The organism is Nocardiopsis sp. FIRDI 009, from assembly GCF_003386285.1.
Lineage (GTDB): Bacteria > Actinomycetota > Actinomycetes > Streptosporangiales > Streptosporangiaceae > Nocardiopsis.
In genome coordinates this window covers 23598-39146 of the sequence record NZ_QPNC01000020.1, presented here as the reverse complement: position 1 = coordinate 39146, position 15549 = coordinate 23598, and the positions used below count along the sequence as shown (strand labels likewise).

The 15549-nt window shown below is 69.2% G+C and carries 18 protein-coding genes; 16 read left to right on the top strand and 2 right to left on the bottom strand.

Going from position 1 to position 15549, the window contains the following annotated elements; genetic code table 11:
• The first annotated feature begins 6 nt into the window (after positions 1-6).
• From DVR05_RS18240 to DVR05_RS18230, 3 genes are all read left to right on the top strand, one after another.
• Positions 7-1386, top strand: coding sequence for an FAD-binding oxidoreductase (locus DVR05_RS18240; protein WP_116247122.1), 1380 nt, complete (start codon positions 7-9; stop codon positions 1384-1386).
• 72 nt (positions 1387-1458) lie between these two features.
• A complete protein-coding gene (locus DVR05_RS18235) occupies positions 1459-2331 on the top strand; it encodes a deoxyribonuclease IV (protein ID WP_116247121.1) in 873 nt (290 codons plus the stop codon).
• A gap of 159 nt (positions 2332-2490) precedes the next feature.
• On the top strand, positions 2491-2844 hold the full coding sequence (locus tag DVR05_RS18230; protein ID WP_116247120.1) for a hypothetical protein: 354 nt from the start codon (positions 2491-2493) through the stop codon (positions 2842-2844).
• A 1040-nt stretch (positions 2845-3884) separates the two neighbouring features.
• Here the strand turns inward: DVR05_RS18230 and DVR05_RS18225 are convergent.
• A complete protein-coding gene (locus DVR05_RS18225) occupies positions 3885-5033 on the bottom strand; it encodes an XRE family transcriptional regulator (protein ID WP_232832207.1) in 1149 nt (382 codons plus the stop codon).
• Positions 5034-5287: 254 nt separating this feature from the next.
• Here DVR05_RS18225 and DVR05_RS26660 point away from each other — a divergent pair, with 254 nt between their 5' ends.
• Complete coding sequence (locus tag DVR05_RS26660; RefSeq protein ID WP_157982474.1) at positions 5288-5452, top strand: hypothetical protein; 165 nt, start codon at positions 5288-5290, stop codon at positions 5450-5452.
• Position 5453: 1 nt separating this feature from the next.
• Here DVR05_RS26660 and DVR05_RS18220 read toward each other — a convergent pair whose 3' ends face one another.
• The gene (locus DVR05_RS18220; RefSeq protein WP_116247119.1) at positions 5454-5831 is read right to left on the bottom strand and encodes a GntR family transcriptional regulator; all 378 of its coding nucleotides are present in this window, start codon (positions 5829-5831) and stop codon (positions 5454-5456) included.
• Between the two features lie 167 nt (positions 5832-5998).
• Here DVR05_RS18220 and DVR05_RS18215 point away from each other — a divergent pair, with 167 nt between their 5' ends.
• The 12 genes from DVR05_RS18215 (at position 5999) to DVR05_RS18160 (ending at position 15530) form a co-directional block, all read left to right on the top strand.
• Positions 5999-6301: a WhiB family transcriptional regulator gene (locus DVR05_RS18215; RefSeq protein ID WP_157982473.1), complete on the top strand. Its 303-nt coding sequence runs from the start codon at positions 5999-6001 to the stop codon at positions 6299-6301.
• 85 nt (positions 6302-6386) lie between these two features.
• Positions 6387-7112, top strand: coding sequence for a DUF4097 family beta strand repeat-containing protein (locus tag DVR05_RS18210; protein ID WP_116247117.1), 726 nt, complete (start codon positions 6387-6389; stop codon positions 7110-7112).
• A gap of 31 nt (positions 7113-7143) precedes the next feature.
• A complete protein-coding gene (locus DVR05_RS18205) occupies positions 7144-7719 on the top strand; it encodes an NUDIX domain-containing protein (protein WP_116247116.1) in 576 nt (191 codons plus the stop codon).
• A 95-nt stretch (positions 7720-7814) separates the two neighbouring features.
• Complete coding sequence (locus tag DVR05_RS18200) at positions 7815-8078, top strand: hypothetical protein (protein ID WP_116247115.1); 264 nt, start codon at positions 7815-7817, stop codon at positions 8076-8078.
• 120 nt (positions 8079-8198) lie between these two features.
• Entirely contained in the window at positions 8199-8573 is a 375-nt protein-coding gene (locus tag DVR05_RS18195) for a hypothetical protein (protein WP_116247114.1), read from the top strand.
• Positions 8570-8770, top strand: coding sequence for a hypothetical protein (locus tag DVR05_RS18190; protein ID WP_116247113.1), 201 nt, complete (start codon positions 8570-8572; stop codon positions 8768-8770). The genes DVR05_RS18195 and DVR05_RS18190 overlap by 4 nt, the downstream gene beginning before the upstream one ends.
• On the top strand, positions 8770-10050 hold the full coding sequence (locus DVR05_RS18185) for a hypothetical protein (protein WP_116247112.1): 1281 nt from the start codon (positions 8770-8772) through the stop codon (positions 10048-10050). The genes DVR05_RS18190 and DVR05_RS18185 overlap by 1 nt, the downstream gene beginning before the upstream one ends.
• Positions 10047-12335 (top strand): cell division protein FtsK, encoded by a 2289-nt coding sequence (locus tag DVR05_RS18180; RefSeq protein WP_116247111.1) that lies wholly within the window; start codon positions 10047-10049, stop codon positions 12333-12335. The genes DVR05_RS18185 and DVR05_RS18180 overlap by 4 nt, the downstream gene beginning before the upstream one ends.
• 217 nt (positions 12336-12552) lie before the next feature.
• Positions 12553-12987, top strand: a complete 435-nt coding sequence (locus DVR05_RS18175; RefSeq protein ID WP_157982472.1) for an SsgA family sporulation/cell division regulator — start codon at positions 12553-12555, stop codon at positions 12985-12987.
• 130 nt (positions 12988-13117) lie between these two features.
• Positions 13118-13525 carry an RRQRL motif-containing zinc-binding protein gene (locus DVR05_RS18170; protein WP_116247109.1) on the top strand — a complete coding sequence of 136 codons (408 nt, stop codon included), beginning with the start codon at positions 13118-13120 and terminating at the stop codon, positions 13523-13525.
• Positions 13522-14424, top strand: coding sequence for a bifunctional DNA primase/polymerase (locus DVR05_RS18165; RefSeq protein WP_116247108.1), 903 nt, complete (start codon positions 13522-13524; stop codon positions 14422-14424). The genes DVR05_RS18170 and DVR05_RS18165 overlap by 4 nt, the downstream gene beginning before the upstream one ends.
• Entirely contained in the window at positions 14421-15530 is a 1110-nt protein-coding gene (locus tag DVR05_RS18160; protein WP_116247107.1) for an AAA family ATPase, read from the top strand. The genes DVR05_RS18165 and DVR05_RS18160 overlap by 4 nt, the downstream gene beginning before the upstream one ends.
• Positions 15531-15549 lie beyond the last annotated feature (19 nt).

The window sequence follows — 15549 nt, the reverse complement described above, 5'->3', positions numbered from 1 at the left end:
GGCCGCATGACGCAGACGACGCAGGACACGAACGTGGCACGGGCGCTGGTCGCGCGGGTCTCCGGACCGGTGCTGTCACCGGCGGAGGACGGGTACGACGCGGAGCGCGCCGGGCTCCAACTGCTGGGCGGGCACCGGCCCGCGGCCGTGGTCGGCGCGGCCGACGCACGGGATGTCGGCGTGGCCGTGGCCGTCGCGGCGGACCACGGGCTCCGGGTCGCGGTCCAGGCCAGCGGCCACGGGGTGGGGGTTCCCCTGGACGGGGGCGTGCTGATCAGCACCCGGCGGCTGGCGGAGGTGCGGGTGGACCCCGACCGGCACACGGCGTGGGTGGCGGCGGGCGCCCCCTGGGCCCGCGTCATCGCGGCCGCCGCCGAGTACGGGCTGGCCCCGCTGTCCGGGAGCGCCCCGGGTGTCGGCGCGGTTCCGTACACGCTGACCGGGGGTGTGGGTCTGCTGGGCAGAACCCACGGGTACGCCGCCGACCACGTGAGGCGGTTCGACGTGGTGACCGCGGACGGGCGGTCGCGCCGCGTCTCGGCCGAGGAGGAACCGGACCTGTTCTGGGCCGTGCGCGGCGGTGGCGGCTCCTTCGGCGTGGTCACCGGGATGGAGATCGCGCTCTTCCCGGTCGACCGGTTCTACGGCGGCAGCCTGTACCTCGACGCCGACCGGGCGCCCGAGATCCTGGACGCCTGGCGCTCGTGGACCGAGGCGGTGCCCGAGGAGCTGACCTCGGGCCTGACGAAGCTGGTCCTGCCCGACGCGCCGGGGGTGCCCGGACCGCTGCGGGGCAGGCACGTCGCGCAGGTGGCGGTGGCCTGGGCGGGCCGACCCGAGCGGGGGCCGGCCGTGGTGGAACCGCTGCGCTCCGCCGGGCCCGTCCTCATGGACGCGCTGGGCGAGCTGCCCTACGCGGAGTCGGGCGGGGTCTACGCCGAACCCGACCGCCCGCACGGCTACCGGTCGCGCAACCTCCTGGTGGACGGACTGGACCCGGCCGCCACCGCGCGGCTGACCGAACTGACCGGCCCCGGTCTGCCGTTCACTGCGGTGGTCGGGCTCCGCCACCTCGGCGGCGCCCTGGCGCGTCCGCCGGAACGGCCCAACGCGGTCGGCCATCGCGACGCCGCCTACTCGGTGACCGTGCTCACCGTCGGCGGCGAGGACGGTCCCGAGCGGCGCGCGCTCCGGGACGAGGTCGCGTCACTCCTGGCCGACCGGGCCCGTGGGCGCTCGCTCGGGTTCAGCTTCGGTCCGCTCACCGACGCCGAGGTCCGGGATGCCTTCGCGGCGGAGGACTTCGACCGCCTGTCCCGGATCAGGGCCGGGTACGACCCGCGCGAGGTGATCCTGCCCAACCACCGGATCCCGCCGCTGGGGTGAGCGGGCGTCTGCGGCCGCGCCCGCCCGGCGCGGCCGGACCCGCGACCATCTGCGTCTAGGCTGGTCCCCGCTATGAACAAAGAAGAGCAGCGACCCCAGTCCCCGGTCGGAGCGCACGTCCCGGTCGCGGGCGGCATGGCGACCAAGGGTCTGGCCTACGCCGAGGAGATCGGCGCCGAGACGGTACAGGTGTTCGTGTCCAACCCGCGCGGATGGGCGACCAACGGAGGCGACCCGGAGCAGGACGCGCGCATGCGCGAGCGCACCGGACTGCCGCTCTTCGTGCACGCGCCCTACCTGATCAACCTGGGCACGCCCAGCGACGAGACCGCGCAGAAGTCGGTCCGCTCCCTGGAGCACGCCCTGGTCCGGGGCGGGCAGATCAACGCGCGCGGGGTGGTCGTGCACACCGGGTCGGCGGTCTCGGGCGGCCGGGAGGCCGGCCTGGAGCGCACCCGGGACCGGCTGATGCCGCTGCTGGAGCGGCTCGGCGACGACGTGCCGCCGGTGCTCCTGGAGCCGATGGCCGGGCAGGGGCAGGTGCTGTGCGCCACCGTCGACGACCTGGTGCCCTACCTCGAGGCCCTGGACTGGCACGGGAACGTGGGCGTGTGCCTGGACACGGCGCACATGTTCGCCGCCGGGCACGACATCTCCACCCCGGAGGGCATGCGCGAGGCGCTGGACCGCTTCGGCGAGGTCGTGGGGCGGGACCGGCTGCGGGTGATCCACGTCAACGACTCCAAGGAGCCGTGCGGGAGCAGGAAGGACCGGCACGAGAACATCGGCGCGGGGCACATCGGCTCCGAGCCGTTCGGGGAGCTGTTCACGCACCCGGTGACCGCCGGAGTTCCGCTGATCCTGGAGACGCCCGGCCCGGCCGAACCGCACGCGGCCGACGTCGCCACGCTCAAGGGGTTGCGCGAGGACCGGACCGGGTCGTAGGCGGACGGGCCGGGCGAGGTCGTGGCTCCGTCCCGGGCACGCGGAGCGGCCACGGACACGGTGCGGGAACGGAACCGGATTCCTGTGCGCCCAATGATGGGAGACAATGGTGGCGCCCGGAACCGGGCGCCGTGTGCGACAAGGGAAGGGAGCCGCCCGATGGAGCCGGTGTCTATGGTGGTCGGGGCGGTCATCGCGGTGGTCGGGTTCGTCGCCGGACGCCAGGTGGCGAGGCGCCAGGTGCGCGCCTCCCTGGCCCACCAGCGCCAGTACGAGCAGCACCGGGCCGTGCAGGGCGGACAGCAGCAACCGCAGCCGCTCTGCGGTTGCGGCCACCACCTGGTCTTCCACGACAAGGAGACCAAGAAGTGCCAGACCCAGGTGGTCATCCCCGGTAGGTGGACCGGGCAGGCCGGTTCCACCTATCGGCAGTGCATGTGCCAGGGCTACCGGGGGCCCATCCCCCTGGACGAGTACTACGCCCCCGACCTGACCGAGGGCAACGGACCCTGACTTGGAAGTCCGTCAACGTCCGACGGTGTCCATAGGCGTCCGTCTGGGTTAGGCCCCCTGTTAGGCACCCCAAGGAGAGAGCGAAACACCGGTTCGGCAGGCCCCGAGAACGCCAAGGGGGCCAGACGCAGACAGCGTCTGGCCCCCTTCCTCTCCGCCGCATTCGATGACCGATGCTCAACTGGAGACGTCCCCCGCCTGATGGACGAACGCTCCGAGGATCTCGGCCGCGGCCTCCTTTGCGCTCATCACTCCGATGTCGATCGTCAGATCCACGCACTTCAACAGCTCAGTCTCATCCGTCCACGGACGTCCACGGGATGCCGTGGTTGTCTGCCGTCGACGGCTTCCTGAGACGCCCTGTGCGCATGGCTGTTGAGACCACGATGGATCACCTTCGAACGGTTACGTTCGCCTGTCTGAGAGCATCTGGTGAGGTCGATTTTTCAGGTCCTTGAGCACCTGCTCACGGTCCACCGCGAACCAAGCTGGCTGAAACACCCCCCGTGTTTCAGCCTCTCGACCGGACAGTCGGACACTGCCGATCCTGGGGTGTCCGGGCTGTTTTTGCTGGTCAAAGACTCAGTCGGACAGTCGGACACGTGGGACACTCCTTACGCCACGTCCCCTACACCGCTCACGTCCAAGCGCTCAGTCCGTAGAGAGCCATAAGCACCAGCAGTCCAGCCACTACGAGACGCACCAGCCATCCGAGGACAGAGACTCCGTCACGAGGTGGTGTGGAGACACTCAGGGGGGCATCCTCGATGTCGACCTGACGTTGCGGTGCCCGCTGAGCCCACCAAGGGAGGTCTGTCGCCGGAGTCAAGTCGCTGCCCCTGACTCCGTGGAGAACACGATCTCCAGGGATGACCTGGACGGTGTAGTCACCCAGGAATCCGGCTTCCTGAACTACGCCGAATGAGCCGCTGGGTACATCTCCCAGCATCCCGAGCGCCTTGGTTGTGATGACTCCGTCACCGCGTTTGAACATTCTCTGATCCCTCCGTTGAGGAGTGGGGGTTGGATCATGTGAATATTCAGGGACGGATCTCAGAAAGGCGCTCGAAGAACTCGTTTGACTCTTTTTCTGAGGGGTAGCGCGCGCGGAGCACCTCTGTTAGATCTCGACTCACCATAAGGAGGGATGGGATGGACTTCCTTCCAGACTCCAGTGCTTGATCACCGTACGCGATGGCCTGGTCGAGGTCGCCTTCCCTCGCAGCTGCCACACCGAGGGTGATACGGGCCTCAGCGATACGCATCGGCGTTCGCTCGGTTCCATCGAAGTCGGTTCCTGATTCGATGACCACACGCGCAAGATTCGAAGCGAGGGCATCCTCACCGAGGTAGCGATAGCAGTCCATTGCGTAGAAGTCGAATTTCGTGGGGTCGACCACGAAATGATTCTCGAGATTCTCGGGGTGGGGGAGTCGCTCCAGGGCCTTCCTCCCCTCCTCCAAGGCCAACTCGGTCTGGCGGCGATCACCCAACCGCGCCCACGCCTTGGCGGCCTGCCCCGCAAGTTGAACGTTGACCCCGTAGCCTTCCGAGACCTCGCGACCTTCCTGCGCCGCTGCGACCACACCTCGCAGATCTCCACGGGTGAGGGACATCCAGGCACGAATCTCGTGAGCCCAACCACCGATCTCCGGGTGACCGGCCTCACGCCCGAGTGCCATAGCGGCCTTCCTCGTCGCCTCAGCTGATCGGGGGTCTCCCATGTCGTGCTCCAGGCACGCCACGAGAAGCGCGAGCCATCCCGCAGTCACCAGGACCTCACGGTGCTGGGAGAAGGTCAGTCGCTGACTCTGGAGTCCGGCGACCCTGCGCAGCCACTGGCGTGCTTCGACCAACAGCTGTTCGCTGGGCATGTAGGGGTACTCGGACGCCAGACGGTCAGTGGTGATGTGCAGGGCCTCGATCATCGAGGCGTCGATGTCCGAGGTTTGGAGCCTGGCCAAGATGTCATAGGTCTCCATACCCGTGACAGCGAGTTCCGCCCCTGCGTCACGGCGTGCCTGCACCGGAAAGATGCTGGTGGTCACCGTCCCGAAGACCGAGGCGATCAGGGACTGGTACTGGGATGAAGGCTTCGCGGCCCCCGTCTCCCAGCGCTTCCAGGAGCGGAGCAGAGAGTCATCACTGGGGAGAGCGCTCTTCGAGTGCAGGCGCATCGCCGTGATCACTCGAGTTTGCGACCAACCCCGGGCCTCTCGTTCGGCTGTGAGTCGTCTTGCCCACGCGGGACGATCATCCATCTGCGCCTCCTAGATAGGTGTTCCTAGCTTTCCTTACCCCCGGCCCGCGTGCCAGTGGTGCCCTGGTGACAAGCGCTTGTCACCAGGTTTGTCACCCACTGACACCTGTGATGTCACTTACCCGCAGACAGTGGTTCATGGATTCTTTTAAGAGCCCGATCCCCCCACGGGAAGAAGAATCCATGATTCCCACTCAGCCGAAGAAGATCTGGCCGTATGTCGTCACGATCGTGTTCCTGATCTTCGTAATTCAGAGCCCTGAGGTTGCCGCCAGCATCGTGTCCGGAATCGCAAGCGGTCTCTTCACTGCCGCAGATGCTGTCGGCACGTTTGTCGAGTCCTTGTAGATCAGGACTGATCGATGAGTGAGCGAATCTTCACTTGGACGTTTTCGAGCTGTGCTTGGAGTCGTGCCAGTTCATCATGGACCTCTCGTAGTTCGGCCTTCGCGCTTCTCTCTCCGTCCGCTGGATTCCGCTCCCTCACGAACACGCCGACACCTTGCTTGGAGACCACAAGACCTTCGTCCCTCAGCTCGCGTATGGCATCCGAGATGGTCATTCGAGCCACGTCGTACTGCTCTGCGAGCTGGGGGCCGGACGGCAGTTTGCCGTCGGGGTACTCCCCCGCCTCGATCGACGCGCGGATCGCGCTCGCGATCTGGCGGAACTTGGGGCGCGTGTCGGTCGGATCGAGTCGGGGGGCTTCTGCTGGCTCAACGCTCATGCCCCCAGCCTACGCCCGCCTGCCTAGGAGACCCAGAAGAAAAATCTTCCCACCCTCTTGACTTACCCATGCAACCCAGACAACCATGTTGCCTAGATGAGTTGCTCGGCTCCTGCTTCATAGCCGCCAGCAGGATCTGGGCGTCGTTTCCGACCCGAGGAGGTTCTGTGATCCCCGACCTGAGGGACCAGACCACGGCGCGACTCCGTGCCGATCTGGCTGACCACACGCTCCCGTGCGCCGCACAGCCGGAGCTGTTCTTCGAGCCCGACACCGCCACCCCTTACAGCGAGACTCGCGCCGCCAAGAAGCTCCGCGAGCGCTCCGCAGCCGCCCTGTGCGAGTCCTGCCCCGCCCGGGCGCTGTGCCTGGAACTGGCCCTGCGCGTGAAGCCCGCCGCTGGTGTGTGGGCTGGCTACACCGCCAAGGAGATCGACCGTCTCCGCGACGACGTCAGCGAGGCGGCGTGATGGACCTGTCCCTGTGGATCCTGGCCGCCCTGTGCCTGACCGCCTACGCCGTCCTTGCCCTGATCACCCTGAACGGAGCCCGCCCGTGACCAGCATCGAGCGCACCCTGACCAGCCAGATCACCGGACCGATCACCCTGCGGATCAGCGCCCCGGTCCTGCACACCACCGTCACCGTGGACCCGACCGCCCACGCGGCCAGCGTCCGCCTGAGCGGCCCCGCCGACGTGGTCGAGGCCGCCACCAACGAGCAGACCGGACGCGAGTGGACGGTGTCCCTGCCCCCGGAGCGGACGAACACGACCTCCATGACCTTCGGTTTCTCCGGTCGGGGCACCGTCATCCAGGCCGGGAGCATCAACGGCAGCGTGGTCATGTCCGCCAGGTCCCACCTGGCCAGCCGCATCGACGCCGGGCTGGTCCGGGTGCGGGGTTTCTTGGCCGGGTGGAAGCACCACGGCACCGCCGCCGACCTGGAGGCCGAGACGGTCGGCTCCCTGCGGGCCGTGACCGTCTCCGGCGACGTCGAGATCCAGAAGGTGACCGGAGCGGCTCAGGTGCAGACCACCAGCGGGGATGTGGACCTGGACCTGACCGGTCCCACCACGACAGTCCAGAGCGTCTCCGGTGACATCACCCTCACGGCCGCCGGTCAGGTCACGGTCTCGACCACCAGCGGCGACGTCCGCGCTGAGCTGGCCACCGACGAGTCGGTGTCCCTGGCCACGGTCTCTGGTGGCATCCGCACCCACACCAGGCCCGGCCACCAGCCGCGACTGACCACCACCAGTGTCTCCGGCCGCATCCGCTGAACACGCCCACCGCCGCGAAGGGAAGAACACCATGACCAGCACGACCAAGACCACGCGCTGCTGTGGGACCTCGGTGGGCGCCCGGGGGCGCCGCCAGACCACCACCGGCTGGGAGTACTTGCTGATCGGCCGCGCCTGGTGGCCCGTCGGACAGGCCCCGGTCGCCGGACACGTCTACGACGCGCACACCGACGTCATCGACGCCCTGGTCGCGGAGATGCGTGAGGAAGTCGGGCTGACCGTCCTGTCCTACGAGCTGCTTCACGAGGTGCGCCTGACCAACCTGTGCCAGTCCCTGCCAGCTGAGCCCACCCCGGGCCACTACTGGTGGCTCTACGACGTGCAGGCCGACGGACAGCTGGCTCCGGACCCGGAGGAGACCACCGGCGCCCGGTGGGTGAGCGCGGCCAAACTCCAGGAACTGGCCGACGTCACCGTCTCCCACGCGCTGGCCGAAGGCCACGCCCGTGACCTGCCCCACCAGGCGCTGGAAGCCGTGTGGGTGGCCCACTTCGCGGCGACGGGCGACATCACCGTCACCCCCGCCGGGCTGGCCGCTGTGGAGCGGCTCTACAGCACCCCGCCGGATGAGTACTGGCTGGGCTGACCCTCCACACCCGCCGTGTGTTGGCGGTGCCGTCCCTCGGGGCGGTGCCGGGACCACACGGTCCACCACACACCGCCCGTATCAAAGGAGCTTCCATGAGCCTGCGTGACCGTCTGCGCACTGCACTGACCGGTCAGACCCCTGAGGACCGCGCCCGCCACGAGGCGACCCGCAAGCAACTCAAGAAGCAGCTGGAAGAGAGCATCCGCGAGACGGAGGAGGAGATCCGCGTCCACGACCTGATCCGGGACCCCAAGCGCAACCTCAACGCCGGCCGGATCACCGCGGCCGACCGCCGCATGCGCGACCAGCTCGTCAACGACCTGAACTACGCGCGTCGCAAGCTGCGCGACCTCTGATCTGTGACGCGGCTCCTGCTTCATAGCCGCCAGCAGGAGCCACACCGCACATGACGCGGCCCCGGCGCTAAGCCGCCAAAGCCCGCCGGGGCCGCCGCTCCCAAGGAGGAAGCACTTCCCATGATCGCAAAGCCCCAGACCGTTCAGGCCACGCGCCCGCTGTCCACGCCCGAGCTGGCCGTGATCGCGTCGGTGATCATCGGCCAGATGGATGAGCGGTGGTCCGCCCACACCGGGGTGACCGTCTACCTCAGCTACATCGGCGGCGACACCGCCAGCCCCTTGATCGACCTGATCATCCGTGACACCGGCACCACCCCCGCCGAGCGGGCCGCCTGGCTGGCCGACCTGTCCCGTGTCCTGGGTGAGCCCGTCGAGGCCCCTTCGCCCCGAACCGGTATCGCCACGCTCTACCACCGCGACTGGCAGGGCACCGGCATCACCGTCGCGGCTCAGGCCACCGTCCTTGCCCAGCGTGGGGAGGCGGGCCGGTGACCACCACGCACATGATCCAGGCCGCCGGTGTCCTCACCCTCGCCGCGGTGCTGCTGCTGGCCCTGGTCGTGGTCGTGCTCCGGCTGGCGGCCCTGCCGCTGGCCGGAGCGGCCCTGGCCCTGGACCACACCGCCGCCCTGGTCGCCCGCCCCCTGCCCCCCATCCCCACCCGACACGCGGAAGGAGGCACCCGCTGATGACTTCCCAGCCCGACACCACCCCCACCACCGACACCGAGCGCACTCCCGAGCAGATCCGCGAGGAACTCGCCGCCCGCCGGAAGCGGGTCGCCGCCCGCAAGGACGACCGTGTCGAGCGGTTCCGCGACAAGGCCCGCCGTGCGATGACCGCCCGCGCCATCCGCCAGGACCTGACCCGCGACAAGCACCGCGCCGACCTGGAACGCGCCAAGCTGGCCGCTGACATCGCCCAGTCCGCCGAGGCCCGCGCCCTGCGGGTGCAGCGCACCCGCACCCTGACCCTGTCGGCGTTGATGCCGGTGCTGGCCGCGTTCGCCGCCTGGTCGACCGCCGGGGTGCACGCCGGAGCCGCCGCCATGACCGGCACCGAACCGTTCACCGCCATGTGGTGGGCGCTGTGGCTGCTGGAACCGGCCCTGATCGGCATCGTCGGGTGGGTCATCCTGTGCCGCGCACGGCTGGAGTCCTCCGGCGGCTCCCTGCCCGAGGACGCCAACAAGATCATGTGGGGTTGTCTGGCGGTCAGCATTCTGCTCAACACCGTCGGACACTGGCCGAACGAGTTGAGCGGCACCGCGATCGGGGGTCTGATCGCGCACTCGCTGGGGCCGATCGGGGCCGCGATGACCGCGCACCTGGTCGGTGTCATCGAGAAGGGCATCACCCACGCACGCCCCACCGAAGGGGACGGTGTCAAGACCCTCGCTGAACTCACCGCCGACCGCGACGACAACACCCGCGAGAGCACCCCCGAAAACAAGCACGAGAACACCCCGGCCACGGCCGTGATGGACCGTTCCCGGCTTGCCGAGAACGCTCTCATGATCCCAGCCGGGTCGACCCGGCTGGCCGTCGTGCGGTGCTCTCGCCCTACCCCTGGGAAGAACACCCCGCCCCCGCCCCAGACCGTTTCCGAACCAGCTGCCGACACCGGTCGCCGTTCGACCCCTGACCAGCAAGGACACCGGGGTTCGGAAACGCCCCCGAAGAGGCGTGTCGACAAGGGCCGCAAGCTTCCCAAGACCGCCACTCCCAGCGCCGCGAAGCCGTCCACCCGGGAGCTGTCCGACGCCGACCTGACCGCGAAGTTGGACGCCCTGATCGAGGCCGGAGAGGTTCCCGAGGGTGTTTCCGTGCGCCGTGCGATGACCGCTCTCGGCTGTGGTTACGACCGGGCCAAGCGTGTTCTCGCCGCCCGCGAGGAGCGCACCGAGACCGTTGCCGCTCCCGAGCACCTGTCCGTCGTCCACGCTGCCCGTGAGGAGAACGCCGCATGAGCCGCCCCACCCCGCACCACGCGCCCTGGGAACTGCCCCACGGGGCAGACACCGACGGGCGGGTGCTGCCCTTCCCCGACCGCACCCAGGCATCCGAACCCGACCGTGAGCCCCCCACCCCCGCCACCAACCCCGAGGTGGAGGTGATCGAGGACGCCGATGTGGAGGTCCTCGACACCGACGACACCAGCCCGGCACTGCGGGTGGATGCCCAGGTCGATGCGTGGGCTAAGGAGTCGCGCTGGCTGGCCGACCTGGCCGAGCGCTCCCGCACCGCCCGGCCCATCCTGCCCAGCTGGATGCAGTCCCGGCAGGAAGCCGCACAGGTGATGCGGTGGGTGGCCGCTTACCACGCGCACGTGGCCGCCTACCACGCCACCCGCTCCCCCCTCTATCTGCTTCGGCTGATGGGACGTTCTCCGCGTGGGCTGGCCCGGGTCGTGGGTGGCTACACCCGCTGGGTCGCCGACACCGAATCCCGTGCCCTGATCAAGGAGGCCGCCGGGCGTGAGCTGAAGATGGACCTGTCCGAGGGTCTGGTCAGCAAGGTCAACGGCGACTCCCAGCGGTACCTGATGTTGACCATGCGCCACGACCACCGCGTCAAGGCCCGCGTGATTCTGACCGTCGTGGCCGTTCTGCCCGTGCTGGTCACCGTCGGGGCCGCCAGCGTGGCCACGGTCGGCCTGTGGTGGTCGCTGTTCGGCGCCTCCTTGGTGTTCGGACTGTTGGGCAGGCGTCCGGACCGGCCGCTCATCGACCGGGCGGTGCTACCCACCCACGTGGCCAAGCTCGACTCCGACGCCGTCCTACGCGCCCTCGGGGCGTTGGGGATCAGCGAGATCACCAAGGCTCTGGCGCCCAAGGGAGCGGGGATCAACTTCACCGCCCCCATTACCAGGGACGGCCCTGGGTGGCGGGCCGAGGTCGACCTGCCCTACGGGGTGACCGCCGCCGACGTGGTCGAGCGCCGCGAGAAACTCGCCTCCGGTCTCCGCAGGCCACTGGGGTGCGTGTGGCCCGAGGGCGTGTCCGAGGAACACCCGGGCCGGTTGGTGCTGTGGGTGGGCGACCAGCCCATGAACAAGGCCAAACAGGCCCCCTGGCCGCTGCTGGAGAGCGGTTCGGCCAGTATCTTCGACCCGCTGCCCTACGGGGTCGACCAGCGCGGGCGGCCCGTGTCGATCACGTTGATGTTCGCCAACCTGCTGATCGGCGCGATCCCGCGCATGGGCAAGACGTTCGCGCTTCGGGTGCTGCTGCTGGCCGCCGCGTTGGACGTCACCGTCGAACTGCGGATCTTCGAACTCAAAGGCACCGGGGACCTGTCCATGCTGGAGAAGGTCTGCCACGACTACGGCCAAGGGTTCACCGACCCGGTCCTGGAGCGAGCGTTGCGCTCCCTGCGCGAGGTCCGCAGGGAGTTGGTCCGCCGGGCCGACGTCATCGCCAACCTGCCCCGGGATCTGTGCCCGGAAAACAAGGTCACCCCCGAACTGGCCGCGAACAAGAAGCTGGGGTTGCAGCCCATCGTGTTCGCGATCGACGAGTGCCAGATGCTCTTCGACCACAAGGAGCTGGGCAGCGAGGCCAGTGAGATCGCTGAGGAGATGATCCGGTTGGGTCCCGCGCTGGGGATCATCCTGATCGCCGCGACCCAGCGTCCGGACAAGGACGCCATCCCCACGGGGGTGTCCGCGAACGTGGGGTTGCGGTTGTGCTTCAAGGTGATGGGTCAGGTCGAGAACGACATGGTGCTGGGCACGTCCAGCTACAAGAACGGGCTGCGGGCCACGACGTTCACCATGTCGGACAAGGGCATCGCCTACGCGGTCGGGGTGGCCGACGACCCGTTGATCTGCCGGTCAGCGTTCGTGGACGGCCCCGACGCCGAGAGGGTCGCTGACCGTGCCCGCACCCTGCGCGAGCGGGCCGGGCGCCTGACCGGGGTCGCCGCCGGAGAGGACACCGCCACCGCTGATACCCCGGCCACGAGCGACGTGCTCGAAGACCTGGCCGCGATCTGGCCAGCCGGTGAGGACAAGGTCTGGTCGGTGGACCTGGTCGACCGCCTGGCCAACCTGCGCCCCGACGTCTACGGGCCGTGGGCGCAGATGGAGGACACGCCCAAGGCCCGCCAGCTCAACACCGCCGTCAAGCCCTACGGGATCAAGGCCAGGCCGGTCGGGCGGACCGTGAACGGCAAGCGGTCCACCAAGTACGGGATCGTCCTGGACGAGATCACCGCCGCGATCGCTGAGCGTGACGAAAAGCGGTCCGGATGAGAGCCGGAATGCGGCGCTGGTACTAGCGGTGCCCATCGCTAGTACTAGCGACCCCACTAGCGCACCAAACCATCGATGAGCAGGGATATAGAGCACTAGAGCGACCTGCGACAACACCCCGAAACACCGCTGGGGGGTGGGGTTGGACCCCTCCCACGGTCCGCCACCACCCACCCAAAAGCAATCACGGAAAGTAGCGAACCTCATGGTGCAGAACATGCCCGCACGGCCCCTCACCCGCCACGTCCTGGGGATGGTCGTCGGTCCCACCCACGACACGGTGACCACCCTCGCGCTGTCTTACGACCCCGCTGACCCGTTCATGGTCCGCCTCGGTTTCGAGCCCACCGATCCCCACCCGGACGGCGGCGTGTGGGAGATCGACCGCGACGTCCTGTCCCAGGGACTGATCCGCCCTTCCGGGGTCGGGGACGTGCGGGTGGGTCCGCACACCCGGCATGGCCGACCCCAGAGCGCGCCTCGGGGTATCGCGGTGGACTTCTTCGCCCCGGGCGAGTTCGGGCGGGTGGTCCTCAACCAGACCGACCTGCGCGAGTTTCTGGCCGCCACTTACGAGGCGGTGCGGGCCGGGGCCGAGGCCGCCCGCCTCGACATCGAGGCCACCATCAGCCGCCTGATGGACGCGGCCTGAATACACGACTGAGGCCCTGGTGCATAGCCGCCAAGCAACCACCAGGGCCTCGCTCCCAGAAGGAACACCACCCGATCAACGACCGGAAGGCATCAACCATCATGCCCCAGACCCGTTCGGAGGTCACCCTGTGACCTCTCTTCGCTTCCTCGACCCCGACGGCTCCCGCTACGGCCTGCCCACCTACCCCTGGGGCACCGCCTGGCTGGCCGACGACGACCTGGCCACCCGTAAACAGCTGGCCAACATGGGGTTGCGCCCCGGAACCAGCGAGCCCACCGCTCAGCTGATGTGGCGCTCCCGCAGGGCCAAGAACGGTGTCCGCACCGCTGCCCTCTACCGCATCAGCGAGGCCCGCCCGAAGGAGGAGTTCACCGAGGCTCGCGCCCGGGGGCTGGCCGCCGCGATGCGTGCCCGTCGCACCTGCCCGACCTGCCGCCTGGTGTTCGTCTACGTCATCCCCACCTCACTCGGGCAGTGCCCGGCCTGCCACGAGGGCGGCGCTCCGGAGACCTGGGAGTTGGAGGCAGCGGCATGACCCCGATCAACGTCCTACCGCACGCGATCGCGGCTGCCCGCCGCGGCTGGTCGGTGTTCCCGCTGCGCACCCGCGCCAAGCGGCCCGTGCGCACCTTCACCGACTGGGAGCGGCACGCCACCCGCGACGAGAACGCCATCCGTGCCTACTGGGGAGCCCACCCCACCCACAACGTCGCCGTCGCCTGCGGCCCCTCGGGACTGGTCGTGGTCGACCTGGACACCCCCAAGGACGGCGAGACACCGCCTCCGGAGTGGGCGCGCCCCGGCATCACCGACGGGGTCAGCGTGTTCGTCACACTCGCCAAGGAGCACGCCGACGGTGACACCAGCTGGCTGAACACCTTCACCGTGACCACCCGCAGGGGCGGACTGCACCTGTACTTCGCCGCCCCTGAGCACGCGGCCTACCGCAATACCACGGGCAAGCTCGGGTGGCTGATCGACACCCGCGCCATAGGTGGGTACGTGGTCGGCCCTGGGTCCTACGTCGCCGACGCCGACGGGTGCGGCTCCTACACCGTCACGAACCCTGCGGACGTGGCACCACTCCCCAGCTGGCTGGCGGAACTGCTGCGACCGACTCCGGTGCCGCCCCAGCGCCCGGTCTCTGTTCCCCTGGTGGCGCACGACCGCCGCTCGGCCTACCTGCGCTCCGCTGTCACCGATGAGATTCGGCGGGTCACCCAGTCCGCGCCTCGCAACCACAACAACGCCCTCTACCAGGCCGCCGTCGCCCTGGGACAGCTGGTGGCCGGAGGCGAACTGACCGAACACGAGGTGACCGGCTGGCTCTCCGAAGCCGCTGCCCAAGTCGGCCAGAAACCCCGCGAGATCCCGAAGACGATCGCCTCCGGCCTGCGAGCCGGGGCCAAGCGTCCCCGGAGGGTCGCCGCATGAGCAACCCGTTGAGCCCGCAGCACCTCCAGCCCGTGGCTGAGACTCCGCCCAGTCCGCAGGAGGAGGCGGCACAGGTGCGCAGGCGCACCGCGTGGACCGCCGCTGAACTGATGGCGGCCCAGTTCCCCGAACCCCGGTGGGCCGTGCCCGGCATCCTCTCGGAAGGGGTCAACCTGTTGGCCGGACCGCCCAAGGTCGGCAAGTCCTGGCTCTCCCTCGGACTGGGGCTGTCGGTCGCTGCCGGGGGCACCGCCCTGGAGTCCGTCCCCGTCCAAGCGGGGCCGGTCCTCTACCTGGCGTTGGAGGACACCCCACGGCGGTTGCAGAGCCGCATGGGCAAGATCCTCAACGGGCGCGCCGCCCCCGCCTCCCTGACGCTGGCCACCCAGTGCCCACCCCTGCCGCAGGGCGGCACTCAGGCCATCGCGGACTGGTTGGAGCGCAACCCCGACGCCCGCATGGTCGTCATCGACGTGTTCGCCAAGGTCCGGGGCACCTCCCCGCCTGGGGCATCGGCCTACGACGCCGACTACGCCGCCGTCGGGCACGCCAAGAAGCTGGCCGACTCCTACGGAATCGCCGTGGTGCTGGTCCACCACGTCCGCAAGGCCGGTTCCGACGACTTCCTCGCTGAGGTCTCCGGCACCAACGGACTCGCCGGAGCTGCGGACGCCACCCTCGTGCTCAAACGGGCACGTGGGCAAGCGGACGGCATCCTGCACGTCACCGGCCGCGACGTGGACGAATCCGAACACGCCCTGAAGTTCCACAAGGACCGTGGAGCTTGGCAGCTGCTGGACGGTCCCGTCTCCGACCACACCGTCAGCGACACCCGCGCCGCCGTCCTGCGGTACGTGCGCGACAACCCCGGGGTCCGGCCCAAGGACATCGCGGCCGGGCTGCCCTCCATCGAGGCCGACACCATCCGTCGGTACTGCTCCCGGATGGCGGAGGCCGGACAGCTCACCAAGGACGCCTCCGGCCGCTACTCCGCCGCCCCGGCACCGGAGGTGTCCCCGGTGTCCGACTGTCCGACCGCCCCCGCTGAACAGGGAGAACAGGCCGGACACCCGGAACCGCCCGGTGTCCGACTGTCCGACTCCTGACCCACGAAAGCGGCCCCGG

Bases quoted from the DNA above. Each gene is read 5' to 3' on its own strand.
- DVR05_RS18195 (WP_116247114.1), top strand. From the start codon at position 8,199: ATGATCGCAAAGCCCCAGACCGTTCAGGCCACGCGCCCGCTGTCCACG.
- DVR05_RS18205 (WP_116247116.1), top strand. From the start codon at position 7,144: ATGACCAGCACGACCAAGACCACGCGCTGCTGTGGGACCTCGGTGGGC.
- DVR05_RS18185 (WP_116247112.1), top strand. From the start codon at position 8,770: ATGACTTCCCAGCCCGACACCACCCCCACCACCGACACCGAGCGCACT.
- DVR05_RS18165 (WP_116247108.1), top strand. From the start codon at position 13,522: ATGACCCCGATCAACGTCCTACCGCACGCGATCGCGGCTGCCCGCCGC.
- DVR05_RS18240 (WP_116247122.1), top strand. From the start codon at position 7: ATGACGCAGACGACGCAGGACACGAACGTGGCACGGGCGCTGGTCGCG.
- DVR05_RS18180 (WP_116247111.1), top strand. From the start codon at position 10,047: ATGAGCCGCCCCACCCCGCACCACGCGCCCTGGGAACTGCCCCACGGG.
- DVR05_RS18230 (WP_116247120.1), top strand. From the start codon at position 2,491: ATGGAGCCGGTGTCTATGGTGGTCGGGGCGGTCATCGCGGTGGTCGGG.
- DVR05_RS18200 (WP_116247115.1), top strand. From the start codon at position 7,815: ATGAGCCTGCGTGACCGTCTGCGCACTGCACTGACCGGTCAGACCCCT.
- DVR05_RS26660 (WP_157982474.1), top strand. From the start codon at position 5,288: ATGATTCCCACTCAGCCGAAGAAGATCTGGCCGTATGTCGTCACGATC.
- DVR05_RS18160 (WP_116247107.1), top strand. From the start codon at position 14,421: ATGAGCAACCCGTTGAGCCCGCAGCACCTCCAGCCCGTGGCTGAGACT.
- DVR05_RS18235 (WP_116247121.1), top strand. From the start codon at position 1,459: ATGAACAAAGAAGAGCAGCGACCCCAGTCCCCGGTCGGAGCGCACGTC.
- DVR05_RS18175 (WP_157982472.1), top strand. From the start codon at position 12,553: ATGCCCGCACGGCCCCTCACCCGCCACGTCCTGGGGATGGTCGTCGGT.
- DVR05_RS18220 (WP_116247119.1), bottom strand. From the start codon at position 5,831: ATGAGCGTTGAGCCAGCAGAAGCCCCCCGACTCGATCCGACCGACACG.